The 25,573-nt window shown below is 50.2% G+C and carries 22 protein-coding genes; 11 read left to right on the forward strand and 11 right to left on the reverse strand.

Features of this window, described 5'->3' with window-relative positions; all coding sequences use genetic code 11:
* Positions 1 to 9 precede the first annotated feature (9 nt).
* From Q0577_RS04860 to Q0577_RS04895, 8 genes are all read right to left on the reverse strand, one after another.
* Positions 10 to 1,149 carry a glycosyltransferase gene (locus Q0577_RS04860; protein ID WP_298733338.1) on the reverse strand — a complete coding sequence of 380 codons (1,140 nt, stop codon included), beginning with the start codon at positions 1,147 to 1,149 and terminating at the stop codon, positions 10 to 12.
* Positions 1,149 to 2,105, reverse strand: coding sequence for a glycosyltransferase family 2 protein (locus Q0577_RS04865; protein WP_298733340.1), 957 nt, complete (start codon positions 2,103 to 2,105; stop codon positions 1,149 to 1,151). Before Q0577_RS04865 ends, Q0577_RS04860 begins: the two co-directional genes overlap by 1 nt.
* 25 nt (positions 2,106 to 2,130) lie before the next feature.
* Entirely contained in the window at positions 2,131 to 2,664 is a 534-nt protein-coding gene (locus tag Q0577_RS04870) for a DUF4199 domain-containing protein (protein ID WP_298733342.1), read from the reverse strand.
* 22 nt (positions 2,665 to 2,686) lie between these two features.
* The gene (locus tag Q0577_RS04875) at positions 2,687 to 3,946 is read right to left on the reverse strand and encodes a dihydroorotase (protein ID WP_298733344.1); all 1,260 of its coding nucleotides are present in this window, start codon (positions 3,944 to 3,946) and stop codon (positions 2,687 to 2,689) included.
* A gap of 114 nt (positions 3,947 to 4,060) precedes the next feature.
* A complete protein-coding gene (locus Q0577_RS04880) occupies positions 4,061 to 4,432 on the reverse strand; it encodes a DCC1-like thiol-disulfide oxidoreductase family protein (RefSeq protein ID WP_298733346.1) in 372 nt (123 codons plus the stop codon).
* Positions 4,433 to 4,487: 55 nt separating this feature from the next.
* The gene (locus tag Q0577_RS04885; RefSeq protein ID WP_298733348.1) at positions 4,488 to 4,949 is read right to left on the reverse strand and encodes a hypothetical protein; all 462 of its coding nucleotides are present in this window, start codon (positions 4,947 to 4,949) and stop codon (positions 4,488 to 4,490) included.
* A gap of 63 nt (positions 4,950 to 5,012) precedes the next feature.
* A complete protein-coding gene (locus Q0577_RS04890) occupies positions 5,013 to 5,720 on the reverse strand; it encodes a LytTR family DNA-binding domain-containing protein (protein WP_298733350.1) in 708 nt (235 codons plus the stop codon).
* Positions 5,717 to 6,736: a sensor histidine kinase gene (locus Q0577_RS04895; protein ID WP_298733352.1), complete on the reverse strand. Its 1,020-nt coding sequence runs from the start codon at positions 6,734 to 6,736 to the stop codon at positions 5,717 to 5,719. The genes Q0577_RS04890 and Q0577_RS04895 overlap by 4 nt, the downstream gene beginning before the upstream one ends.
* A gap of 186 nt (positions 6,737 to 6,922) precedes the next feature.
* On the opposite strand from Q0577_RS04895, the gene Q0577_RS04900 reads away from it, so the two are divergent.
* Genes Q0577_RS04900 through Q0577_RS04910 form a run of 3 tightly spaced genes read left to right on the forward strand, consistent with a single transcriptional unit; the run spans position 6,923 to position 11,403 of the window.
* Positions 6,923 to 7,711, forward strand: coding sequence for a hypothetical protein (locus Q0577_RS04900; RefSeq protein ID WP_298733354.1), 789 nt, complete (start codon positions 6,923 to 6,925; stop codon positions 7,709 to 7,711).
* A gap of 33 nt (positions 7,712 to 7,744) precedes the next feature.
* Positions 7,745 to 7,936, forward strand: coding sequence for a hypothetical protein (locus tag Q0577_RS04905; protein WP_298733356.1), 192 nt, complete (start codon positions 7,745 to 7,747; stop codon positions 7,934 to 7,936).
* 41 nt (positions 7,937 to 7,977) lie between these two features.
* Complete coding sequence (locus tag Q0577_RS04910; protein WP_298733358.1) at positions 7,978 to 11,403, forward strand: AAA domain-containing protein; 3,426 nt, start codon at positions 7,978 to 7,980, stop codon at positions 11,401 to 11,403.
* 24 nt (positions 11,404 to 11,427) lie between these two features.
* On the opposite strand, the gene Q0577_RS04915 is transcribed toward Q0577_RS04910, so the two are convergent.
* Positions 11,428 to 12,351 carry a ThuA domain-containing protein gene (locus tag Q0577_RS04915; RefSeq protein WP_298733360.1) on the reverse strand — a complete coding sequence of 308 codons (924 nt, stop codon included), beginning with the start codon at positions 12,349 to 12,351 and terminating at the stop codon, positions 11,428 to 11,430.
* A gap of 48 nt (positions 12,352 to 12,399) precedes the next feature.
* On the opposite strand from Q0577_RS04915, the gene Q0577_RS04920 reads away from it, so the two are divergent.
* Both Q0577_RS04920 and Q0577_RS04925 read left to right on the forward strand, forming a co-directional pair.
* On the forward strand, positions 12,400 to 12,873 hold the full coding sequence (locus Q0577_RS04920; RefSeq protein ID WP_298733362.1) for a LuxR C-terminal-related transcriptional regulator: 474 nt from the start codon (positions 12,400 to 12,402) through the stop codon (positions 12,871 to 12,873).
* Between the two features lie 122 nt (positions 12,874 to 12,995).
* Positions 12,996 to 13,538 (forward strand): DUF4199 domain-containing protein, encoded by a 543-nt coding sequence (locus Q0577_RS04925; protein WP_298733364.1) that lies wholly within the window; start codon positions 12,996 to 12,998, stop codon positions 13,536 to 13,538.
* A 201-nt stretch (positions 13,539 to 13,739) separates the two neighbouring features.
* Here the strand turns inward: Q0577_RS04925 and Q0577_RS04930 are convergent, their stop codons facing one another.
* A complete protein-coding gene (locus Q0577_RS04930; protein ID WP_298733366.1) occupies positions 13,740 to 14,231 on the reverse strand; it encodes a hypothetical protein in 492 nt (163 codons plus the stop codon).
* A 159-nt stretch (positions 14,232 to 14,390) separates the two neighbouring features.
* On the opposite strand from Q0577_RS04930, the gene Q0577_RS04935 reads away from it, so the two are divergent.
* From Q0577_RS04935 to Q0577_RS04960, 6 genes are all read left to right on the forward strand, one after another.
* Positions 14,391 to 15,074 (forward strand): response regulator transcription factor, encoded by a 684-nt coding sequence (locus Q0577_RS04935; RefSeq protein ID WP_298733368.1) that lies wholly within the window; start codon positions 14,391 to 14,393, stop codon positions 15,072 to 15,074.
* Positions 15,071 to 16,384, forward strand: a complete 1,314-nt coding sequence (locus Q0577_RS04940; protein WP_298733369.1) for a HAMP domain-containing sensor histidine kinase — start codon at positions 15,071 to 15,073, stop codon at positions 16,382 to 16,384. Before Q0577_RS04935 ends, Q0577_RS04940 begins: the two co-directional genes overlap by 4 nt.
* A 199-nt stretch (positions 16,385 to 16,583) precedes the next feature.
* Positions 16,584 to 17,975, forward strand: a complete 1,392-nt coding sequence (locus Q0577_RS04945) for a TolC family protein (protein ID WP_298733371.1) — start codon at positions 16,584 to 16,586, stop codon at positions 17,973 to 17,975.
* 30 nt (positions 17,976 to 18,005) lie between these two features.
* On the forward strand, positions 18,006 to 21,248 hold the full coding sequence (locus Q0577_RS04950; protein ID WP_298733373.1) for an efflux RND transporter permease subunit: 3,243 nt from the start codon (positions 18,006 to 18,008) through the stop codon (positions 21,246 to 21,248).
* 54 nt (positions 21,249 to 21,302) lie between these two features.
* Positions 21,303 to 22,439 carry an efflux RND transporter periplasmic adaptor subunit gene (locus Q0577_RS04955; protein ID WP_298733374.1) on the forward strand — a complete coding sequence of 379 codons (1,137 nt, stop codon included), beginning with the start codon at positions 21,303 to 21,305 and terminating at the stop codon, positions 22,437 to 22,439.
* Between the two features lie 156 nt (positions 22,440 to 22,595).
* On the forward strand, positions 22,596 to 23,117 hold the full coding sequence (locus Q0577_RS04960) for an OmpH family outer membrane protein (RefSeq protein ID WP_298733376.1): 522 nt from the start codon (positions 22,596 to 22,598) through the stop codon (positions 23,115 to 23,117).
* A 169-nt stretch (positions 23,118 to 23,286) separates the two neighbouring features.
* Here Q0577_RS04960 and Q0577_RS04965 read toward each other — a convergent pair whose 3' ends face one another.
* Positions 23,287 to 25,551, reverse strand: coding sequence for a GMC oxidoreductase (locus Q0577_RS04965; protein ID WP_298733378.1), 2,265 nt, complete (start codon positions 25,549 to 25,551; stop codon positions 23,287 to 23,289).
* Between the last annotated feature and the right edge of the window lie 22 nt (positions 25,552 to 25,573).

A 25,573-nucleotide genomic window follows, 5' to 3' on the forward strand; every position in this document is an offset into this window, starting at 1 on the left:
GGCGGCAGTTTAGCTGTCCGCTAACCTATGCAATTCTGCTGCCAGGCTTTCCCATGAGTACTTTTGCTTCTCTATACGCAGGGCGGCGGTCATATCCGCTTCCCGCTGATCCCGGTAATATTTTTCCACAGCTGTAGCAATAGCGCCCGGTTCCGGTTCACAGATAAAGCCCACTTTATTATCCGGAATTGTTTCTGCAAGCCCGCCTACATTGGTAACCACCATTGGCTTTTCGAAGTGGTATGCTATCTGCGAAATGCCGCTCTGGGTGGCGCTTTTATAAGGCTGTACCACCAGGTCGGCTGCACAGAAATAGTCTTTGACGGCTTCGTTGGGTATGAACTCCGTGTGCAGCGAAACCCTGTCCGCCAGTTGCAGCTGGTCTATCAGCTGCTGATAGGGAGCTGCATCTTCATAGAATTCTCCTGCCACTAGCAGATGTACGTCCAGTTTGCGCAGGCGCTCATCGCCCATTGCCTGCAGCAACAGATCCAGCCCTTTGTACTGGCGGATGAAGCCGAAGAAAAGTATATAGCGTTTATGCTGATCAAGACTAAGATGTTCCCTGGCTACGGTTTTGGGCAGGATGGGCCCGTAGTTATCGTAGATAGGGTGATGGATGAGGTGGGCTGGTTTTACAGCTTCAAAGCGGCGCAGATCGTTTAAAACGGACTGGCTCATGGCAATGAAAGCATCCACCGGTTTCAGGAAGTAGCGGGTAAAGAGTTCATCGCCGGCCCTTTTTTCATGTGGTACCACGTTATCGAGCATGGCCACTATTTTAGGACGGCGGCCTTTTTTTCCCAGGCGGAGGATGGTACCCAGGCAGGGCCCCATAAACGGCAGCCAGTAGCGAACCATGACCAGGTCTGGCGCCAGGCGGCGTAATTTACGGCCGGTAATCCACCAGTTCAGCGGGTTGATGGAATTAATGAGCCGGCGGATGCGCAGGTGGGCCGGAGGCGGCTCTGTGGCGTACTGCGTTTTACCGGGAAACAGGAAGTTGGGATACTGCACGGTGAAGGTCCAGATCTCCACTTCATCAGTCAGCTGCAGCTCCTGCGCCAGCCGTTCGTTAAAAGCCGCCAGTCCGCCGCGGTAAGGATGGGCAGTGCCCAGGATGAGTATTTTCTTTTTAGCGTTCAGCATTAAGCATTCTGCGTTATCCGTTCTTCCACCAGGTAACTGTTACGTTCCGGTGCATTGCGGGCTACCAGTTCTCCGATGAAACCGGAGAGGAAAAGCTGGGAGCCAATGATCATGAACAGCATGGCCAGGTAAAAGATGGGCCGGTCTGTCATGTTATACCTGTCAAAGAATATTTTGGCGTAGGCCAGGTAGAAGGCGATGCCGAAGCCGAGTATGAAGAAAACCGTTCCCAGTGCGCCAAAGAGGTGCATGGGCTTCTTACCGAATTTGCCGATGAACATGATGGAGGCCAGGTCAAGAAAACCGTTCACGAAACGTTCGAGTCCGAATTTGGATACGCCATATTTGCGGGCGCGGTGCTCAACTGGTTTCTCCCCGATTTTGCGGAAGCCAGCCCATTTTGCAATTACGGGAATATATCGGTGCATTTCGCCGTATACTTCGATGGACTTCACCACTTTTTTGCGGTAGGATTTCAGGCCGCAGTTCATATCATGCAGCTTAACCCCGCTCATTTTGGTGGTGGTGTAATTATAGAGCTTACTGGGCAGGTTTTTGGTGATAGCGTTATCGTATCGTTTCTTTTTCCAACCGCTGACCAGGTCATAGCCGTCTTCCACGATCATGCGGTACAGTTCGGGAATTTCGTCGGGACTGTCCTGCAGATCGGCATCCATGGTGATGATCACATTACCCTGGGCGGCGCGGAAGCCTTCATTCAGGGCGGCAGATTTGCCATAGTTGCGCCGGAAGCGGATAGCTTTGATGTGCGTGTTCTCTTCGGTGAGCTGACGGATCACCTGCCAGGAATTATCGGTGCTGCCGTCGTCTACCATCCATATCTCGTATGAAAAGTTATTCGCCTGCATCACCCGGTCTATCCAGGCGGCCAGTTCAGGTAAAGATTCTTCTTCGTTCATCAGGGGAACGATAACGGATATGTCTATATTGGCCACAATAAAAATTTAAGGTTTTGTTCGACTACCGGATGCCCACGGGCTGTTTTTTCCGGATAATGAGTGCGATGATTGCCGCCAGTATGAAACCAAAGATCAGCTGCTGCAGATAGCCTAAAAAGGCCTTTCCCAAGGTCAGGGAAGCATCCTGTGCCGCCAGCTCATCCAGTTGTTTATCAATTTCCTCCTGCGGCGCCTTGAACCTTGTCATCCACCTTTCCGCTGTTTCCAGCTGGTAGTGTTTAAGCTTTTCAGGCATGGCAGGATCGATAAAGTTGTAAAGAACGTATGTATATATGGTTGCGATGAAGCCACCGATCACAAAGGTCAGGAAGACGGTTTTCAGTCCTTCCTTAAAATTCATGTATCCTCCCAGTTGTTTTCTTCTTTCCAGTCCGGCGAGTACGGCAAACAGGATCGCCAGTACTACGGAAAGAAAAATGATCCAGCCGCTGAACATCATGTCAGGAAGCAAGGCCCATACCAGAACGCTAAGCAATACGCCTGCCAAACCGGAGATCAGGCCCCATTTAATACCAGGGTTAGTAGTTGTTTTCATATCGGTAAAGTTAAGATGGATATCAGAGTTGTGCCTTGTCGCCATGCACGATTCCCTTCACCTGGCCTTTCAACTGCTCACCAATATACGCTGAATTTTTAGACCGGGAAGCAATATCAGTTACAGTAAAAGTATACTCCACATCGGGGTCAAAAATGGTGAGATTAGCTACAGCACCCTCTTTTATTTCAGGAATGGGCAGGTTGAAGATCCGGCGTGGCTGGATGGCCAGCAGCTGGATCAGTTGTTCCAGGGGCAGCTGGGGAATATGTCTACGTAGTACCCCAAAGCAGGTTTCAAGGCCGATCATGCCGTTTTTGGCATATTCAAACTCCAGCTGTTTGGCATCCCAGTCCTGCGGCTGGTGGTGGGTGGCAATGCCATCTACCACGCCGTCCAGCACAGCTTGCTGTAAAGCAGCCACATCATCTGCCGTCCGCAGTGGCGGGTTCACTTTGAGGTTGGTATTATAGTTCAGCAGGTGGCTGTCTGTAAGCGACAGGTGGTAGGGCGTTACGGAGCAGGTAACGTTGATGCCCCGGGCCTTTGCGCCGGCGATCAGCCCGATGGACCTGGCGGTGCTGACACCCGTAAAGTGCAGCCGGGAGCCTGTATACTCCGCCAGCTCAATATCCCGTTGTATGATCAGCTCTTCGGCGATGGCCGGTTTGCCGGGCATACCCAGGCGGGTGGAAAAGATGCCTTCGTGCATGAGACCATGAGCCGAAATGCTCTGGTCGTCAGGTACCTGTATAATGGTGCCGTTAAATGCTTTTACATATTGCAGTGCTTTGAGGAGAAGTCCGGGGGACTGTATGGGCTTAAAACCGTCTGAAAAGGCGATGGCGCCGGCTTCCTGCATTTCATACATTTCAGACAGGGAGCTGCCTTCCACGTTCTTGGTGGCCGCACCGATGGGCAGCACTTGTACGGCGCTGTGGGCCGTCTGGCTCAGCACATAGCTTACCTGCGGTTTGGTATGGATGGCCGGCTGGGTATTGGGCACGATCATTACCGTGGTAAAACCGCCTTTGGCGGCGGCAAGGGTACCACTTTGCAGGTCTTCCTTATATTCCTGCCCGGGGTCGCAGAAATGGGCAAAAATGTCCATCCATCCAATGGAAACGTGCAGGTTGCCGCCCGTCACTGTTTGGGCTTTGTCTGCCTGTATAGCGGGGGCTATCTGGCGGATAACGCCGTTCTCGATCAGTATATCCTGCTGTTGTCCATTGAAGCCGGACGTGGGTGCGACAATCTTGACGTTTTTAAGTAGTATGTGCATGCTGTACAAATAAAACCTGTCTGTAAGAATAATGCTTGGTCAAAAGTCCGGGGGCAAAAGTAATATAAAAAGTTGTTGTTAGGTGCCGGTTGACAGGTGTGAACCTGAAGCGGGTTAAAATTGTACCAGGTTGGGGCGGGGGGTATGTGGAGGGTATATTTGCCCTTTCGCTATTCGCTTGAAAATTAAATTGGAGATCACCGGTGGCACCAGCAGCATCATCCGGCCCAGCATCCGGTATCGGCGGTTGCAGCCGCGTAGTATCCGGGCAACGGCCCTGCCCCTGGCATAGGCTTTACCGCCTTGTATCAAATAAATGGTACCTGTAGAAATACGCAGCCGGTGTTCCTGCGCTATTACATTAAACAGCCTGCTTTGCTGGTCGCAGAGACGGAAACGTACCCTGTCTACCTTGAGTACCCGGCGGATAAAGCCGTTACAAAAAGTACAGCGCCCATCGAACAAAATGATATTATCTGCCTGCATAAACCCGGAAATCTGATTTTGCGGACGCAAAGGTACAGCTTTTCCGGAAAATCCATCACCTCCCGGTCCACCTGATCAGGCTGTCATTTGGTACATCGTACTCATACATGCTGCGGGAAAGGGTATCCACATACAACCAGCGGTCGGTAGCAAATATCTTCCCATCGCCGTTGAATTCATCATGCCCCACCCGGATCACCACAAATGCAGCGGTGTCTGTATGCAGTAACCTGTCCCATGTCCATTGCATGGTGCTGTCGCTTAAGGCCTGCTGGATAGACGGATCTTCTGAAGCGTCAATATATCCTGCTGTTAACCCGTCAATCCAGTTGAGCCGGTCCCGCAGGCTGCTGTCTACCGCAAAAGATTCATCATTTTCATGTTCGTAGAAGAAGGGTGCATTGTGAGAACGGAAACTGTCAATAGCAGGTTTATGCGGGCCTGATGTCTGACTATCTGCCGGAAGGCAACCTACTAATCCAAGTAGGAGGCTAAAGCTGGTAAGGGATTTTCGCATGGTGATATGAAAAAAATGAGGGTAAATATATAGAATTGTTTATAATTTATATTACCCGCCCGGCTAAAAAGTACGCTGCCGCACGGCAGCCATGAACTGTTCACGGAACTTATCGCTCACGGGGATCTGCCTGCCGGCGATGAAGATATGGTTATCCTGGATTTTGTCCAGCCGCGCAATGTTCACAATGAAGGACTGATGCACCCGGATGAAAGGATCGCTGAGCTGTTCTTCTATGTCTTTCATACGGCGGTATACCAGCAATTGCGTGGTCGTGGTCACCAGTTTTGCGTATTCTTTTTCTGCTTCCACAAACAGAATATCTTCCAGCAGTACTTTGTGCAGCGTCTTACCTGATTTGATGAAGAACCAGGCTGCCTCCGGTGGGGGAGGCGGCTGACTGTTGTCCTTCCTGGCAAAGTGCCCTTCTATCTTTTGTACAGCGGCATAAAAACGTTTCAGGGTAATGGGTTTCAGCAGATAATCAAGGGTGGTAAAACCATAGCTGTCGGCTGCATATTCTGAATAGGCGGTGGTGAAAACAATATGCGTTCCCGTTGGTAGCAGGGCAGCCATTTCCATGCCGCTGAGATGGGGCATATTGATGTCCAGGAAAATAAAATCCACTTCCTGGGTTTTCAGGAATGTCATGGCTTCCAGTGCATCATAGCATTTAGCCAGCAGCTGCCATTGGGTGGTTTGCTGGATGAACATTTCAAGGAGATTCACCGCATTGGGCTCATCGTCTACTATAATGCAGCGCAGTTTCATTGGATCGGAATTTTTAGGAAAGCGTGATAGTATTTCCCGGCAGACCAGGTACTGAGCTCAAAGTTATTGCCAAATAGTAATGAAAGCCGTTTCTGCAGGTTCTGCAAACCGGAACCGCGTTCGGTGGCCGTTGTCTGTGGCGGATAAAGCAGGTTCTGTGTGCTGAACTCCAAATAACCGCCCTGCTGCACCAGCGAGATGATCACTTGGTTTTCACTGCTGGATTTATCAATGCCATGTTTGAAAACATTTTCCAGGAAGGTCATTAGCAGCATGGGTGGAATAACACTGGCCACATTGCATTGCTTGTTAAAAGTGATGGCCACTGCATGACGTATGCGGATACGTTCCAGGGCAATGTAATTTTCCAAAAACTGGATCTCGGCGCCCAGGCTCACTTCTTCTTTAGGGCTTTCGTCCACGAAGTAGCGCATAATCTCCGACAGCCGTTCAATGAACATGGCGGTGCGGGGCGATTCGCGGTAGGCCTCATAATAAATGTTGTTGAGCGTATTGAAAAGAAAATGTGGCTGTACCTGAGATTTCAGCAGGTTAAGCTCTGCCTGGCTTTTCTGTGCAATGATCTTGTCTGCCTCCTGCTTGAGTTTAAAATAACCGAGGGCCAGGCGGAAAACAAAGCTCAGGATATATGCCACCATACCGGTAATGGTACTGTATGCAACGGTCTTCATGGTAAGGGCCACCGGTTCCTTTGCAAAGAAACGGTTGTACACAAATTGCGAAAGGTAGCTCCTGGCAATACCCACCAGCGCAAGAAAAACAATGGAACAGATCACGTATGCTACGATGCGTTGCTTTTCATAGAATACCGGTAACAGGAAATTCAGGTTGCCATAGATGATGATGGCGTAGAAAACGATGGAGAAGCTGGCGTAAGTAGCTGCCTGCACTACTCCGTCCATTGGAAGTAATGAAAGAAAGTTTATCAGGAATACAACTCCCCAGATGAGCCATTGTAGTTGTACGGGACTTGCTTTCCCGCTTAGAACGTTCATAGTTAAAAGTACAAAGAATTTCAGGGCCGCCTTGTTTTTTCAACCATCAGGCAGATATTTTCAATAGTTGGGTGTATGGAGGTGGATGCTGCGCTCGTTGAAAAAGGTGGCCTGTTCATTGAAATGATTTTTACAGGTCCGTAAAGGACTTGAAATTTACATATTCCTGAACATCAAACTATACAGATGAAAAGATATCTGATACTATTGCTTTTACAATTATGCTGTACGGTAGCTTCATTTGCGCAGACAGACACGATATACCCCGGGTCCCGTCACCTGAACACTGCTTTACTGCAACCGGGCCAGCGGCAATACCTGGTATATTTTCAGTGGCCGCAATTCAACAAGATACTGCAGTTCTCTTACTGGGTGAGGGATGTCAGTATCGAGCAAAGGAACGGGCAGCCGGTATTCGCCATACGGCAGCATTGGTACACTACAGACACTAGTAAATACTGTAGTTTCCTGTCGCTCAACAGCACCCGTGATTTTACACCCATCTACCACGCAGCCAGCAATAATGGTAAAACAGCGGCTTATAACTGGAGCAGCGACCGTATTACCGGGGCAGACACCGTGCAGGGAAATGCGCAGCAGGATTTTGAACTGGCATTTGACCGCCCCGTTTTCAACTGGAACCTGGATATAGAAACCTTTGAGATGCTGCCGCTGGCCGATGGTAAACGCTTTGCCATCAGCTTCTATGATGCAGGCTTATCGCCCCCGGCCTTTGTCCTGTACCAGGTAAACGGCAGCGAAATGCTGCATACGCTGGACCGCCGGCAGGTGGACTGCTGGAAACTGGTAACGCAGGGCACAGACCCCAGAGGTAAAGCGTACTCGCAAACCTTCTGGATCAGCAAAAAAGGACATGAACTGCTGAAAGAGGAAGATGCATTTGACGGCCGCTACCGCTATAAGGTCAGGCTGCCTGGATTAACACCCGATATCCTGCAGCATTTCAGGATGTAAACCTTAATAAGATAGCTTTGAAAAAAACTTGCCATGCCCGCCATTCTATTCCTGTGTATTGTGTTTTTCATGAGCGCCTTACCGGTTGCCATCCTGCCGGATAAGGACAGGTGCGAGGTTCTTGTGCCGGCTGCATTATACAGCCGGCACAATGCCACCCCTGTGTATAACCTGGATACACTTACGCTGGTTGATATGGAGCGGTGGCTTCGCACGCATCCGTAACAAATGAACATCGTATATTTGCTGCTTCATTTGTTGTTAACATGGACACAGGGGCTGTTTTCTTCGACGAACTGCTGGTATACCATCAGGCGAATAATACTTTAAAGGATAAATATACCCGTTTGCGTTTGCTGCTCGAAAGGGTGTGTAGAAACATGACAGCAGGAGAACACATGCAGTTCTCCAACCTGTTCTCCCGCCTGAACTATGTTTGCCGCCAAACAAAGCTGAACCCCCGGGCCACTTACCGCATCAATACGTTCCGTATCCATGCCAACAGCGTACTGCATAATGATTTTAACCCCACGGAAGAAGATTACCTGCAGGACCTGAAAGCCATCTGCGAGGTGATCAGTCATTTTTACGGTATACCTGTTCCTGCTGCCTTGCAGCCGCTCCTGCCCGAAGCCGATGTTTATAAACCCCAGCACCGCAGAAGGGATATACGGCATGAACGCATCAGGGTAACCGTGCTCTCAAACGATGAGCAGTATATCTACGCTTTTGATGAAGAAACGCCGGCAGATGTGCCGATCAGGATCTGCCATCATACAACGGAAATAAAGGAAGCATTCGGGCCTACCATCGCCGTGCTGTGGAAGGGGTGCCAGCTCAACCTGCTGGATGTGGTGGTGGATGAGGATAACATCTACTACCCGGACCTCATCATCCTAGAACCGGATTACCTGGTGGATATCAGCTCACTGGCAGAATGCATGAAAGAATACGGCAGTCATCCGCTGTACTATATTCAAAGCAAGCTCGAAGCGCCGAAGAACTCGCGGCATATCCTCCTGGGTAATGCGGCGAATGTTTTCCTCGATGAATTTGTAAATGAAAAAGATCATCAGCAGGTGGTGTATAAAGACATCATGCAGCAGGTGTTCAGGTCCTTACCCTTTGAATTTGCCACCTGTGCAGATCTCGGCGCAAAGGAACATGAATGGGCCTTCTTCGAAGAAGCACGGTTGCAGTTCAACAACATCAGGCAGGTAGTGAATGAGGTGTTTCCGGCCAGGAAGATCAACCGCGAAAATGGTATACTGGAGCCCAGCTTTATCTGCGAGCATCTGGGGGTGCAGGGACGGCTGGATTATCTGCAGCTGGAGGCGGATGGCAGGCGGCAGATCGTGATAGAGCTGAAATCAGGCAGATCGCCCTACCCGGAAACCAATACCACGCTGATCGGCAAGAACCACCGCTCGCAGGCTTTCATCTACCAGATCGTCATACAAAAAGTGCTGGGTGTGGCGTTCAAACAGCTGGATACTTTTATTCTCTACTCCAGGTATGCCGACAGTAATGCCAGTCTGCGTTTATCCCAGCCCTTTATGGCGGCTATCAAGGAGATACTCAATATCCGTAACCTGATCGTGGCGCAGGAGCGCAGTATTGCCAATGATCAGCCGCCGCAGGCGTCCAGGCAGCTGATAGACAGTATAAAGGCGGAGGTGCTGATACCCGGAGACGCCCTGCAGCACCGTTTTGTAGCGCAGTACATCCTTCCGCAGATAGGCGCATTCAAACGGCCCTTTGTGGAGGCTTCGCCATTGGCGCTGGCCTATTTTCACAGTTTCTACACGTTTGTTATAAGGGAGCATTATATCTCTAAGGCCGGTGATACGGATCATGATACCAGTAAGGGTATTTCCTCGCTTTGGCTGTCGCCATTGGAAGATAAGCTGGAATCAGGAGAGATACTGCCGGATCTCAGCATCCTGGAGAACAATGCAGCACAACCCCTGCCCAGTATCCGGCTGCAGATCCCTGTCTATGAAGAAGACTTTATGCCCAATTTCAGGGAAGGCGACATCGTAATCCTGTACCAGCGCAACAGCAGGAAGGATAATGTTACCAACAGGCAGATCTTCAAGGGCACCATCGCTTCCCTGACGCCACACGAGATCACCATCCGCCTGCGTTACCGGCAGCGCAACCCATCCGTGTTGCCGGGGGAAAGCAAATATGCGGTAGAACATGATTTCCTGGATTCCTCTTATACGGCCATGTGCAGGGGCTTGTACGCATTTCTGCAGGCCGGTAAAGACCGCCAGGAATTGCTGTTGCACCAGCGCAGCCCACGGTACGAAACGGGCCTGCAAATTCCCGCCACTTTGCGCTGCCTTGATGAAGTAAAAGCCATTGTGCTGAAAGCGATGCAGGCCAAAGATTATTTCCTGTTACTGGGGCCGCCGGGTACGGGCAAAACCTCTGTGGCACTGAAAAGCATGGTGGAAGCCTTTGCTGCCGATCCGGCCTGTAATATCCTGCTGCTGTCCTATACCAACCGCGCGGTGGATGAGATCTGCAAGGCCTTACACAGCATTGAGAACAGTCCTGCGTATATACGCATCGGACCATCGCTGTCATGTGAACCGGCCTACCGCGGGCGTTTACTCGAGCAGGTTATAGCGGATTGCGATAACAGAACACAGGTAAGGGCTAAGATCCAGGAGCATCGCTTATTTGTGGGCACGGTGGCGGCTATATCCGGCAAAATGGAATTGTTCCGCTTAAAGCGTTTTGATGTGGCCATCATTGATGAAGCATCGCAGATACTGGAACCGCATTTGCTGGGCATTCTCTCTGCCCGCGATACAGCAGGACATAACGCTATCGGCAAATTCATCCTCATAGGCGATCATAAACAGCTACCTGCCGTAGTATTACAGCGGGAACAGGATTCGCGGGTGAACGACCCCGCATTACGTGCAATAGGCCTTACAGACAGGCGGTGTTCATTGTTTGAACGGCTTTACCAGCTGCATAAGGAGGATCCGCAATCGCCCGTGTGGGGCATGTTGCGCAAACAGGGCCGTATGCATCCTGACATTGCCATGTTTCCCAATACCGCATTTTATAATGGCCAGCTGCAGGCGGTTCCGCTTCCCCACCAGTCCGGCGATATTGAGTTTGCCAAATATGATCCGCACACGCCTTTACAGGTGGCCATGGCCACCAAACGGCTGCTGTTCATTCCTTCAGCAAAACAGGCACATGATAAGCATCCTAAAAGCAACCCCTGTGAGGCTGATATTGTTGCCACGCTGTTACAGCAGCTGTATGGCCTCTATCGCCTGAACGGACTGCCTTTCACGCCCGACCAGAGCATCGGTGTAATAGCACCCTACCGCAACCAGATCGCCTGTATTAAACGCAGCATCCACCAGCTGCAGATCCCCGCGCTCAATGATATTACCGTGGATACCGTAGAGCGCTACCAGGGCTCCCAACGGGATATTATTATCTATTCGTTCTGTGTAAATCAACGTTACCAGCTGGACCTCCTGGCCAATGAAACGGTAGATGAAGGCCAGCTGATAGACCGTAAGCTGAATGTTGCCATCACCAGGGCCAGGAAACAGCTGTTTATCACGGGAGAACCAACGCTGCTATGCAACAATCCCGTTTACCAGCAGCTGATCGCCTTCATACGGGAGCGGGGAGGATATATGACCCATATTTGAATATGGTATTCTCACACTTCACCTTTACGGAATATCTGTTGCCGGGCGAAGGCTCGGGGCTTCCGCACCCGGGAAATCGGCCGGTAAGGGGTAGGTCACTCTACCGGTAGCCAGCCATTCTGTTGCCCTTATTAACGTAGTCTGAAAACCTGCACAGCGATAGCTGGGCGGGAAGATATCTCCTTTCCACAGGTGTCCCATGGTGGAGTTATAGACGCGCCCTTTTTCATAGGTAACGGTCCACTCTATGGGCCAGGTTTTACCTCCGATACTGTCCCTTACTGCAGATAGTACCGTTAAATTTTCCGCAGGGCCACGGGGGTACAGGTATAGTTCCATGGAAGCGGTTTTCCAGTATTCAGGAAAGCCTTTGTTGATGGGATGCCGGTGAATAACGTGTACCAGGGCGTCGAAGCGGTCGCCATGACTGGTGCCCTCTCCCTGGCCCGGCGGTATCTGTACCAGTTGTTTCTTTGCGTCAATTTCCACTGCGATACCGGCTGTAACAGGGCGCCAACCCAGGCCGATCATCCGGTTATAGGCAGTCCAGTGGGAAAATGCGTTGTTGGCAGAATGCAGGATGTATAAACCGCCGCCTTCGCGCACATATTCTTCCAGGCGGCGTTCTATTTTGCGGGGCCAGCGCATGGCGCTGTCCTTGATATTATTGGTGTTCTGGATCACCACATCGTACTTGGAAAAATCAGGATTCCAGTCTTTCCATTCTTTGGCGTCAGGTGTGGAGGGCGTGGTGGAAACATCCACGTTAAAGCGTCCCGTGGAGGTCAGGATGTGCTTTACCAGTTTAGTGGTCTGTTGCCAGTTGTGATTGCTGAAACCGTCTACGATCAGGACATTGATCTGTTTATGACGTTGTTGCTGTTGGGCTGCTGCCGTAAAAAAGCTCAGCAGGCTGCCAATCAGCAGGGCGTAAATTTTGCCGGGCATGTTCATAGGTATGATATGTATGGCTAAGATAATATCTTATTTTTGGTCATGGCTTTTAAGTTTTTCACAAGAAACAAACATGTCCTCCTATATGGCGCCAGCCTGGCCGTGTTATTATTCCTGCTGAAATGGCTGGAGCTGCGTTTTATTATCCTCGACCACGCCCTGGAGATCTATATTGGTGTAATTGCTCTCCTCTTCACCGCACTGGGTATATGGCTGGCCCTGAAGCTGGCCAGGCCCAAAGTAGAGACGGTGATCGTGGAAAAGGAAGTACATATCAGCCGGCCGCCGGTATTTACCCTGAACAGCACTGAACTGAATAAATTAGGTTTGAGCAGCCGGGAGCTGGAAGTGTTGCAGTTAATGGCCGAAGGGCTGAGTAACCAGGAGATCGCCAGCCGTTTGTTTGTGTCCCTGAACACCGTCAAGACCCATTCTTCAAACCTCTTCATAAAAATGGATGTAAAACGCAGGACTCAGGCAATAGAAAAAGCCAAAAGATTGAGTATCATACCCTGAAGGGTTTCATACTTTGGTGTGAATACGCCCATTCCCCCGAAAATCATCCTAAAGTATGACCGGAAAATGGGACCGGAGACGCAAATTTGCGGTATATCAACCAAACCAAAAACTGTTAAAGGATGAAAAAAAACGTACTTGTATTCGGCCTGATCGCAGGTCTCATTGTTTCCTGCATGATGCTGTATTCTGTTTCCCAGTGTTACACAAGGGAAGATTTTGATGGCAGCATGGTATTGGGGTACGCCGGTATGATTGTGGCCTTCTCCATGATATTTGTAGGTATTAAGAACTTCAGGGACAAGTACAATAACGGCACGATCACTTTCGGCAAGGCATTTAAGATCGGCCTGTACATCTGCCTGGTAGCCTCCACCATGTATGTACTGGTGTGGATAGTAGACTACTATTTCTTTGTACCCGACTTTATGGATAAGTATACCGCCCATATGCTCCGCAAGGCCCAGACCTCAGGCGCCACACAGCAGGAGCTGCAGCAGCAGGCGGCAGAACTGGCAAGGAATAAGGAAATGTATAAGAACCCGATCCTGATGATATTGTTCACTTACCTGGAAATATTGCCGGTAGGACTGGTGATCGCCCTGATCAGTGCAGCCATTCTGAAGCGTAAATCCAAAGGGCCCGTAGCGGCGCCTGCCCGGTAAATAGTTTATCCGCCATCTGAATTAAGCGAAAGCGAGGGGCGTCTGTTGAGGCGCCCTCTGCTTTGATCCCGCCCTGTAATAGCCGGTTACTTTAATCAGGCACATTTTATCAAAGATTTCAGGGCATTTACGGGTAAGTTGCCACAGGGCTTTTTCAGGAAAGCGCGATATTGGTAAGAGCAGACCTGTAAGCTGAGCCGCTTATTCAGTTACCGTAAAACTAACTTCATTTACTTTCTCCAGACCGCTCATACCGCTGGCCTGGTAAACTGCTTTATAGCTGGCCGGAGTATCCAGGTTGTATCCTTTCAGCAGATCAATATCCACACTTACACTTTTCCCGGCTGGTACTTTAATGTAGGCTTCAGCAGGAGGGGGCATGATCCTTTTGGCCATTACGCCCCGGTATAATACCTCCGTATTGTTGCTGCTCTGAATGTCCAGGAAGGAAGACATAAACCCTTCAAAAGGGGTATGCCATTTACAGAACTGCAACTCCTTGCCTGATTTGTTATATACCGTAAATTTCAGCATAACAGGCTGGCCTGCCTTCACCGTTGCGGGAACAGACATTTCGGTTACCAGGCCTTCCGCGGAAGCGCCGGTATCACCGCCGGCTTTCTGGCTGGTCTTGCAAGCGGTAAAAGTTAAAAATGACAGCAAAGCTGTCAGGGTCATGAGTCGGTTTTTCATTTTTGCAAAATCGTTTGAGGGCCGCAAATTAAGGGAAATAATTCATAATTAACCGCTTAATACATTAGCAAAAAGAGATATCAGTTAAAGGCGCCCCTTTACAATTTTGTTGCCCAACTTCAAAATTGTCTCAAAATTCAGCAATAACTTTGTTCATGTATGAAAGTACTAGTGGTAGAAGACAGTAAGGAAATCGCCAGCAGTGTGCATGACTTTTTAGCCCGGGAGGGATATATCTGTGAACTGGCATATAGTTTCGATGAGGCGCAGGAAAAGCTGTTATTATATACTTATGACTGCATCCTGCTGGATATAATGCTTCCCGATGGGAACGGACTGGTATTGCTTAAATTTATCAAGGCACAAAAGATACAGAGCGGCATTTTGATCGTTTCAGCAAAAGACGCAATGGACGATAAGATAGTGGGCCTGGAAGGTGGGGCAGACGATTATATCACCAAACCTTTCCATCTGCCCGAACTGCATGCCCGGCTGCGCGCGGTGTTCCGCCGCAAGAAACTGGCAGGCAGCAATATCATCTCCTTTAACGAGATCACCCTGAATACAGATACGCTGGAAGCAAAAGTGAATGAAGTTACACTGGATATTACGCGCAAAGAGTTTGACTTATTACTGTACCTGATCGTGAACAAGAACCGCGTGCTCTCCAGGCAGTCCATCGCCACCCACCTCTGGGGCGATTATACCGATAATTTGGCTAATTTTGACTTTGTATATCAGCATATTAAGAACCTGCGCAAGAAGATCAGCGCAGCCAATGGAGCAGATTATATTGATACCGTTTATGGCCTCGGCTATAAATTTAATTCTTCTAATGTATGAAGCTGGTTGACAAATTATCATTGTGGTTTATCGGCATTGTTGTGCTGTTAACACCCGTTACCGCCTGTATCTGTTATTATAACCTGGAAAAGAAGATAGACGAGGCGGAGATAACACATCTCACGGAGATGAATGATATGGCGGCCGCCAGCCTGGCCGCAGGTCAGTGGCCTGACCGGCAGACCGAGGGCCTGGTCACCGTGGTAAGCCCCTTAACGGGCTCCCTGCCGGAACAACGGCTGAATATAACAAAAACAGATCTGCACAATGGGAACAGTATGGGGATGTTAAGCCTGCTCACCGTTAATTCTTATGTATCGGTTGGCAATGTGAATTACCGCATCTCCTCTTCCAACTATGTACCCAGCGGTAGGCAGATAAGGGCCGCCATCATGGACTCAATAGTGTGGAAACTGCTGCTGATCATACTCTGCGTATGCGTAACCGCCCGGCTGGTATCCCAGAAGATACTGTCATCGTTGCGGCAAACCATCAAAACCATACAACACTTTAATGTAAAGGAAAAAGTGCAGTTCCCTGTCAGCCGTACCCGCGAATTCAAAGAGCTGAATTCTTTCCTGCAGAAAATGACGGATAAGACGGTGGATGAATATGCAGCGGTAAAAGAGTTCAGTGAGAACGCCTCCCATGAGCTGCAAACGCCACTGGCGGTGCTGCGTAATAAACTGGAGCTGCTGAGTGAAACAAATATTGAAGAAGGCCAGGCAGAGCTGATCGGCGACATGCATAATGCCATAGAGAAATTATCCAGGATCAACCGCTCGCTGGTGCTGCTCACCAAGCTCGAAAACAACGAGTATTCCGTTACGGAAAAGATCCGCTTCTGCAAGATCACCAAGGATATCCTGGCCGCTTACGAAGACAGGATAGGGATGAAGCATCTTACCGTTACCACAGATATTGATGGCAGCATTGACCTGAAAATACATCCCGCACTGGCAGATATGCTGGTCAATAACCTGCTGGGCAACGCTATCCGTCATAACGTGGAGAATGGCAAGATAGAGCTCATCCTGACGCATAGGCGCCTGGTGGTCAGGAATACCGGCCTGCCGCCGGAAATGCCCACAGAAGAGCTTTTCCAGCGATTTAAGAAAAGCAATCAAAGCAGCGAAAGTGTAGGCCTCGGGCTGGCTATCGTGAAACAGATCTGTGAAGTATGCGGCTTTTCTATTTCTTACAATTATAAAAACCAGCTGCATGTGATACAGATCGAATTTGTACCTGTATTACAAAATGAAGCCGCCATAACAGCACATGATAATGTAGCGGCAGCGGTGCTGGCCTGATAATATTATATACGGAACCGGCAGTTGAGAATCAATCCTGTAGCGGCCTGGCGCTTATTGTGCCAGGCCGTTCTTTTTATAACAATACCCAAAATTTTTTTTCAGAAAACATCTCTACTTCAAGATTTCTTCAAATTCATGTAGTCATTTTGTACCCGGAAACACTTCTTTAGTGAACATGCTGCAAAATCTTTCTTTCATGTTTGAGATAAAAAATTGGTTGATTTTTCTGGGGTTAATATTTGCCAACACACCAATATCAAGCGCACAAGAGATACTTACGCTGAAGGAAGCCATCCGCACAGCGGTAAATAACTACGGTACCATCAAAGCCAAATCTAACTACGCAGATGCTTCAAAAGCTACAGCTGTACAGGCTAAACGTGATTACCTGCCTAATTTTAACTTATCCGCCCAGCAGGATTATGGTACAGTGAACGGCCAGAACGGCCCCCTGTACGGCTTTGGCGGTTTGGGCGTATCCTCTTCAGGACTGGCTTTGCCAGAACAGAACTGGAATGCCGCATTCGGAGCACTTTATTTGACCAATATAAACTGGGACTTCTTCGCTTTTGGCCGGGCCAAAGAGAAGATCAAAACAGCACAAGCGGTTGCTACCAGGGATAGCAAAGACTGGCAACAAGAAATTTTTCAACAGGAAATAAAGGTAGCAGCCGCTTATCTTAACCTGCTGGCCGCACAGAAGCTGACGCAGTCCTATCAGAAGAACCTGAACCGTGCAGATACTTTCCGCCGCGTGGTGGTTACCCGTGTGAAGAACGGACTGAACGCAGGTGTGGATTCTGCACAAGCCAATGCAGAAGTATCCAACGCTAAGATCGCACTGACAAGGGCGCTTGATTTTGAACAATCTGCCGCCAACCAGCTGGCACAACTCATGGCAGTACCCGTGCAGGATTTTACGCTGGATACCGTGTTTATTTCCCGCCTTCCTTCGCTGCTGGGTGATTCCGCAGCTTTGAATGATCACCCTTTGCTGCAATGGTATAAAAGCCGTATTGCAGTGAGCGAAGAACAAACCAAATATTACAAAACATTCAACTACCCGGTATTCTCACTGGTAGGCGTATTGCAGACAAGAGGATCCGGTTTTGATGCCGCCTATAACCAGGATCAGCATGCCTACACCAAAAATTACTGGGACGGTATAAAGCCTACGCGTACCAACTACCTCATCGGGGTGGGCGTTACCTGGAACCTGGCGCAGCCTTTCCGTATTTCGCAGCAGGTGAAGTCACAGAAGCTGGTCAGCAAAGGACTGGAAGCGGAATACGAGCTCGCGGGGCAACAGCTGAAGGCACAATACCAGTTGTCTGAAACCAGGATTCAGAACTCCCTCAACAACTATTATGAAGCGCCCGTACAGGTGAAAGCGGCTTCTGATGCTTACCTGCAGAAATCAGTACTGTACCGCAACGGTCTCACCAACCTGGTAGACGTTACACAGGCGCTGTATGCCCTGGTTCGCGCTGAAACAGACCGCGACATTGCCTATAACAACGTATGGCAGGCCCTCTTGCTGAAGGCCTCTGCAACCGGCGATTTCAACCTGTTTGAAAAGGAACTTTAATCGTGCAATTGATCAATATATACAGACATTATGAACCTTATCCGTTTCGCACTTCGTAAGCCTATTACCATCCTGGTAATAGTGGCCGGATTGTTCTTCTTTGGGATCAAAGCTGTCACCTCCATCAAGATCGACATCTTTCCAAAGCTGGACATGCCGGTGATCTATCTTTCGCATCCGTTTGGCGGATACACTTCCACCCAGATGGAATCTTTCTTCGGTAAGCAGTATATCAATATATTGTTGTACGTGAATGGTGTGAAGAGCATTGAGACAAAGAACATACAGGGTTTAACGCTGATCAAGATCAACTTTTATCCTGGTACCAACATGGCGCAGGCGGCGGCAGAGGTAAGCGCCTTCTCCAACCGTATCCAGGCTATCTTCCCACCGGGCTCCAACCCGCCCTTCATCATCCGCTTTGATGCTTCCACACTGCCGGTAGGACAGCTGGTATTAAGCAGTGAAAAGCGCAGTAACAACGAATTGCTGGATCTGGCCAACGTATATGTGCGTTCTTCCTTTACGTCCGTTCCCGGACTGGTGGGTTCAACGCCTTTTGGTGGTAATATCCGTACGGTGGTGATCAAGGCAGATCCTGAACTGCTGCGCTCTCATAACATGACGCCCGATCAGCTGGTAGAGGCCCTGCGCCTCAACAACCAGACAGCGCCCTCCGGTAATGTGCGCATCGGCGATAAGAACTATATCACACCTGCTAACGCCACTATCAAGCAGGTAAAGGATTTTGAAAATATACCCTTGTTCAAGAACGGTGTACAAAACCTTTACCTGCGTGATGTGGCCACCGTGGAAGACGGTGCGGACGTCAGCACCAGCTATGCGCTCATCAACGGAAAACGTTCGGTATATATAGACATTGCCAAGGCCGCAGATGCCTCTACCTGGGAAGTAGTGCAGAATCTCAAAAAGGCCCTGCCCAGGATACAGGCGCAACTGCCCGATGATGTGAAACTGAGCTATGAGTTTGACCAGTCTACCTACGTGATCAATTCCGTAAAAAGCCTGTTAAGTGAAGGTGTGATCGGTGCAGTGCTCACAGGCCTGATGGTATTGCTGTTCCTGGGAGATCCGCGCGGGGCGCTGATCGTGATCCTGACCATTCCCACCTCTATCATCTCCGGTGTACTGTTCCTGAACCTGTTTGGCCAGACCATCAATATCATGACATTGAGCGGCCTTGCACTGGCCATCGGTATCCTGGTAGATGAAAGTACGGTAACGATAGAGAACATCCACCAGCACCTAGATCTTGGCAAAAGCAAGGCCCAGGCTATCTGGGATGCCTGTAAGGAGATCGCTTTCCCCAAACTGCTGATCCTCTTCTGTATCCTTGCCGTGTTTGCGCCGGCTTTCACCATGGGCGGCATACCGGGTTCACTGTTCCTGCCCCTGGCGCTGGCCATTGGTTTCAGCATGATCGTTTCCTATTTCCTGGCCCAGACCTTTGTACCCGTAATGGCCAACTGGATCATGAAAGTGAAACATCATAAAGGGCATGATAATACCGCCACAGCAGCAGTACTACACGAAGCAGATACCTGGGATCAGAAGAAAGCATTGGTGGAACGTGAGGACAGCAACCTGGATGGAAAGATCAGCCGCTTTGAAAGGCTGCGTCAGCGCTACCTGCGGTTTATAGACAGGATCATGCCATACCGTAAGCCCATTGTGATAGCTTACCTCGTGATCATCTCCGGCCTGGCTTACCTGCTCATCAGCAGCATTGGCCGTGATGTACTACCCAAAGTAAATGGCAGCCAGTTCCAGGTACGTTTGCGGGAACCTGATGGTACGCGTATCGAAGAAACAGAAAAGAAAACCGTACAGCTGATCGATGCCGTGAACGATATCATTGGGAAAGAGCATGTGTCTATCACCTCTGCATTTGTGGGATTGCACCCGCAGCTGTTCTCTACGGCGCCCATCTTCCTGTGGATGGCAGGGCCGCATGAAGCGGTGTTGCAGGTGGCGGTGAAAGAAGGCTATCATGTTAACCTGGATGAACTGAAAGATAAGATCCGGGAACGCGCAGGGCAGATCGATCGCGATATGCAGCTCTCCTTTGAACCGATCGAACTGACCGATAAGATCCTGAGCCAGGGATCGCCTACCCCCATCGAGGTAAGGTTTGCGGGAAGGAACAAGAAGCTCAATGAACAGTACGCGAAGAAGATGGTGGAGAAACTGAAGCAGATACCTTTCCTGCGTGATGTGCAGCTGGGCCAGTCTATTAATTACCCTGCGCTGAACATCAATATAGACAGGGTGAGGGCCGCACAGCTGGGCGTGGATATGGGAGACATTACCCGCTCGCTCATTGCCAGTACCTCTTCTTCCAGGCTAACGGAAAAGAATATATGGGTGGACGAGCGTGCAGGTTTAAGCTACAACGTACAGGTGCAGGTGCCCGAGAACCAGATCACCAGCCAGAATGATATCGGCGAGATCCCGCTGCTGAGAAATACCTCACGCCCGATACTCAGCGACGTAGCTACGATTACGCCTGATGTAACCTACGGAGAGAATGATGACCTGGGCGCTTTGCCCATCCTGACCGTAACGGCCAACCTGAATAATATAGACCTGGGAGACGCTTCCAAAGCGGTGCAGGAGGCCATCCATTCGCTGGGTGAATTGCCGCGTGGTTTGACAGTAGAGCAGATAGGATTAAGCGACACACTCACTGATACGCTGGACAGCCTGCAGGGCGGCCTGCTGGTAGCAGTAGTTGTGATTTTCCTGATGCTGGCCGCCAACTTCCAGTCTTTCAAGGTATCCGGTATCGTACTGGCCACAGTGCCTGCGGTGCTGTTGGGATCCCTGGCGCTGTTGATGCTGGCGGGTTCTACGCTCAACCTGCAGTCTTATATGGGTATGATCATGTCTGTGGGGGTGTCTATCTCCAACGCGGTACTGCTGATCACCAATGCCGAGCAGATACGCAGGCATAACGGCAACGCGGTACTGGCTGCCAAGGAAGCTGCAGCCTTGCGCTTACGCCCTATCGTGATGACTGCTTTAGCCATGGTGGTGGGAATGATACCCATGGCGAGCGGACTGGGTGAAACAGGTGATCAGTCTTCACCACTGGGCCGTGCGGTGATCGGCGGACTGGTAGCATCCACCTTTGCTGCCCTGTTCATCTTGCCGCTGGCCTTTGCATGGGGACAAGGCCGCACCACTACACAGAGCGTGTCGCTGGATCCGGAAGATGAAGAAAGCATACACTATGTTCCTTCAAAGGTGTAAACAGTGGTTTATTGAATTATGAAAAGAATTACAACAGGAAATAAAATTCATTTTATGAAACCAGTATCTAAAAGTGTACTTATACTTTTACCGGTTATTGCCTTCGCGCTATTGTTGCAGGCTTGCGGTTCAACAGAGGCAAAGAGCGATGATGCAAATAAGGAGGCGCCTGCTGCGCCTGCACTGGAAGCCTTTTCACTGCAGAAAGAACAATTGTCTTCCGCTATAAAGATCCCCGGAGAGCTGCAGGCTTTTCAGCGGGTAGACCTCTACGCCAAGGTGAGCAGCTTTGTAAAGAAACTGTATGTGGATGTGGGCAGTGAAGTGAATGCGGGACAGTTACTGGTGACCATGGAAGCGCCTGAGCTCAATTCACAGCTGTCTGGAGCAGGGTCCAGGCTGAAATCACAGGAAGCCATTTACCTGTCCAGCAAAGCTACTTACGACCGTTTACTGGAAACCAGCAAAACACCCGGTACCGTGTCGCAGAATGACCTGGATATTGCTTTTGCCAAACAGCAGTCAGACCTGGCACAGCTGGATGCCGCCCGCGCTGCTTACCATGAAGTGGGCGATAACCGCAACTACCTGGAGATAAGGGCGCCCTTCAGTGGGGTGATCAGCCGCAGGAATGTAAGCGCCGGCGCTTATGTAGGCCCCGCTGGCGCAGGTTCCAGTCTGCCCATCTTTACCCTGCAGGAGCAGAAAAAACTTCGTCTGATCGTTAGCGTACCGGAAGCATATGTGAGCTACCTGAATAATAACAGCGAAGTGGGTTTTACGGTGAAGTCCATGCCCAGCCAGGTGTTCAGGGCAAAGGTAAGCCGCTTGTCCGGCGCGCTGGACGAACGCCTCCGCGCTCAGAACATAGAAATGGATGTAGTGAATAATGACAAGCAGCTCTTACCGGGGATGGTGGCAGAAGTATCTATTCCCTTAACCAACCCGGAAGGAACTTTTGTTGTGCCCTCAAAGGCAGTGTTGAATTCTACACAAGGTGTGTTTATCATAAAGGTGATCAATCATAAAGCGATATGGGTACCGGTTAAAACAGGCCGTATCGTGGATGGTAAAGTGGAAGTATTTGGGGAACTGGCGCTGAACGACGTTTTAATCAAAACAGCAAGCGAGGAGATCAGGGATAGTTCGGATGTGAAGCAGCTGACCATGGTGGGTACAGTGAAGAACTGATTTCGGCGCCCGCAGGAAAAGTGAGGCCGTTACCGCATAGGTGACGGCCTTTTGCGTTCGGCCAGTATAAGCGGGATCTTAACGTTCCTTTATCGTTCCCTTAACTTTTTATTCAGGGATCATGATGCAACTTAGCGGTACAACCTTATACGAAGTATGAAATCTATGATCAGGAACTGTACACGCTTTTTTCTCCTTTTTGCTTTTATTGCTTTATCATTTACCCGCAGTCATGCACAGGGAAAAATAGCTTATGTAGATATGCAGCAGCTGGTGTTCAGCATGCCCGAAACAAAGCAGGCTTATGATTCCCTGAAGCTGTTTGAAAGAGAACTTGCCAGGGACGGGGAGACTTTAATGAAAGAGCTCCAGGTAAAAATAGCAGCGTTCCAGAAAGAGGAAGCTACCCTGAAACCGGATATGAGGGATATTAAAGTACAGGAGCTGCAAACCGCTCAAAACAGCCTGGAACAATACAGGGCACGTGCGGAACAACAGCTGGCCGCCCGCGAACAGGCCATGACGGCCCCCATTGTGGCAAAGGGAAAGAAAGCGGTGGCTGACCTGGCAGCGGAGAAAGGATATGTTTGTGTACTGGACAGCTCCAAAGACATTATCGTTACCGCCACCTGCGACGATATCCTGGCGCAGGCCAAACAGCAATTAGGGATCAAATAAGAGGATTAATACGGAATATGCCCTGATCGCCTGTCAACAGGCGGATCAGGGCTTTTTTTATGATGACGGCTGAAAGTACCATTGCGAAAAAAAAGGCCCGCAAACAGGAACGTTTACGGGCGGGAGCGTGTGCAAGATGCTGTGAGTGTATAGTGTAGTTCGTTGAATATTATATTCCTGCTCCTGCTCTTACGGGCCCTGTTACAGGACCGCGCGCCAGCCTGTCGCTCTGGATAGAGCGGAAATAGAGATCGCCGGGAGCATCCATGTCGTCCAGCAGGCGCTGTGAGAAAATTTTTGCAAAGGTGTACAGCGACTGCATGGGATTGGCGCCTACTGAGGTTGGGAACATGCTGCTGTCCATCAGGTACAGGTTAGATATCTCTTCTTTCGTCAGCATATTCCAGATACGTTGCCGTGTAGAGGCAACAGACGTATCAGCAGAAGCGCCCATCTTGTTGGTAGCCTGCAGGTGTGCAGATGTGAGCACCGTACGGTTGGGTATGAACTGCAGGTTTTGTTCCACCAGGTCGGCCTGCTGTATATCGTCCAGGTAGCAGCCGCGCATCGGGTCAAAATTGTCAAGCCCCAGTACATTCTCGTTGGTGGGGATGATCACCTGTTTGGCTCCTGCCAGGAACATCATACGGATGGCAATGGCTACACCGGTACGGAAGCGGGCCTTATCGGCTTCACTCAGTGAATAGTTCAGTACTACTGATCCATTGTTCAGCGTGATGCAGTTGTCGTCTGACGGCGTATCCACCAGCATCACCCCAAAGCCCACTGATTGATTGAATTTCGTGATCTGCCTGAACACATCCAGCCCATTGCCGGGGATCAGTACAGCCCCGTAGGCCGGCATGCCGGACATGGTCTCGAAGATAAAGCCCGGCGTTACGCCAAAGGCATCCAGGTAGGTAGCGCTGTCCAGTCCTTCCAGCAAATTAATACGCTCATTGAATACGCCGATCAGCGGGAAGGAGGGATGCATGATCAGTCCTTTACCGATCCTCGGATTTTTCAGGGCCGGCTGCTTTTGTGCCGTGTTCAGTAGTATTTTGGTAGAGCCGATGGTACCGGCAGAAAGGATCACGTTCTCTGCATAGATCTTCACTTGCGTACCCGGCGGTATCTGGAATCCGCAGGGGTCAACAATCGTATTGTGAAATTCCGTCCACGGCGCATTCACCAGCAGACTGGCGCCACTGGCATATACGGTGCCGTCATTTTTGGTGTCAAACAGCAGTTCCTGTACGGCCACATCGGGTATCACGCTCAGCGGGTTTATGCTGTCTTCCATCGCCGGCAGTATCAGCTGCCGTGCGGCATCGCGTTTCTGCGTTACCGGGGAAGGAGAGAGGTCCTGCTGGAAGCGGTTCAGGTGATACAGGGACGGATCAACGCCATAAGCATTGGCGCCATCCCACAACGCGCGGTTGTCGCGGTTCAGCTCACATTGTGTTACGGGCCGGGTATGTATAATATTGCGCACCCATTGATAAGCGGCAGCCAGGCGATCTGTAGTATAGAAACGGCCGTCAATAAAACCTTTATCTATCCAGTCGCTGATGCGGGAATGAATGGTATCTTCCAGCGGAGAGAAAGCCAGGTCTATATTTACGGTAGTGCCGCCGCCCATGGCCTGGCCACTCCGTACCAGGATACCGTTGTCGGAAGTGCTCACGGCATCTTTACCGAACATCAGTTTGGGGTAGCTCATGGTGTTCATAGAACCCCATACCACGAAAGGACCCTGTTCCACCAGCACTACTTTTTTCCCCGCCTGCTGCAGTTCATGTGCTACGGTGGCGCCTGCAGGGCCGCTGCCGATCACCAGGTAGTCAATCATACCTTCCCTGGCCAGGATGCGCTGGGTGGCGGGATCGTAAAACAGGCGGCTGGGCGGTATCTTCGGGTAATTGATGTTGGAATAGATATCAGTATTGCTTACAAAGGTCTCCGGTACCTGTATACCGGTAAGGGGCACGCCCAGCGGTAGATCCCAGATCACGGTAAGATAGGCTTCGCGAATGACCATCGCCATCTCTGTAGACAGCGGGCCGGCTGTGCCTTCAAAGAAGAAGGACAGTACCTGTGAGGCTTCATCCGTTGTTAAGCCGCCCATACCGCCGGGCACCGTGATGAATTTTTGTATGACGGGGTTAGTGGAGCTTTTCAGCGCGCCAATAAAAGGAAGATGCTGGGGGTAAGTAATTCCCTGCAGGATACTCAGCAAGGCATTGGAACCTGCGCTTACAGATTGCCAGAAGCTCGCCTGCACCCCTTTGGAGATGGCCGATATGTCTGCCTGCGCCCGGGGCGGGATGGGCAGCTCAAGGAAGGGGAACCATAGTGTATACAGTACATCGAAGGTGGCATATACAAGTTGATCTGCGCCTTGATTTTCGGGAGGGATAGTGGTACCGGTCATCTCTTTAATGGTTTATTGTGAG

The sequence above is a fragment of the uncultured Chitinophaga sp. genome (assembly GCF_937898475.1).
Classification (GTDB): domain Bacteria; phylum Bacteroidota; class Bacteroidia; order Chitinophagales; family Chitinophagaceae; genus Chitinophaga.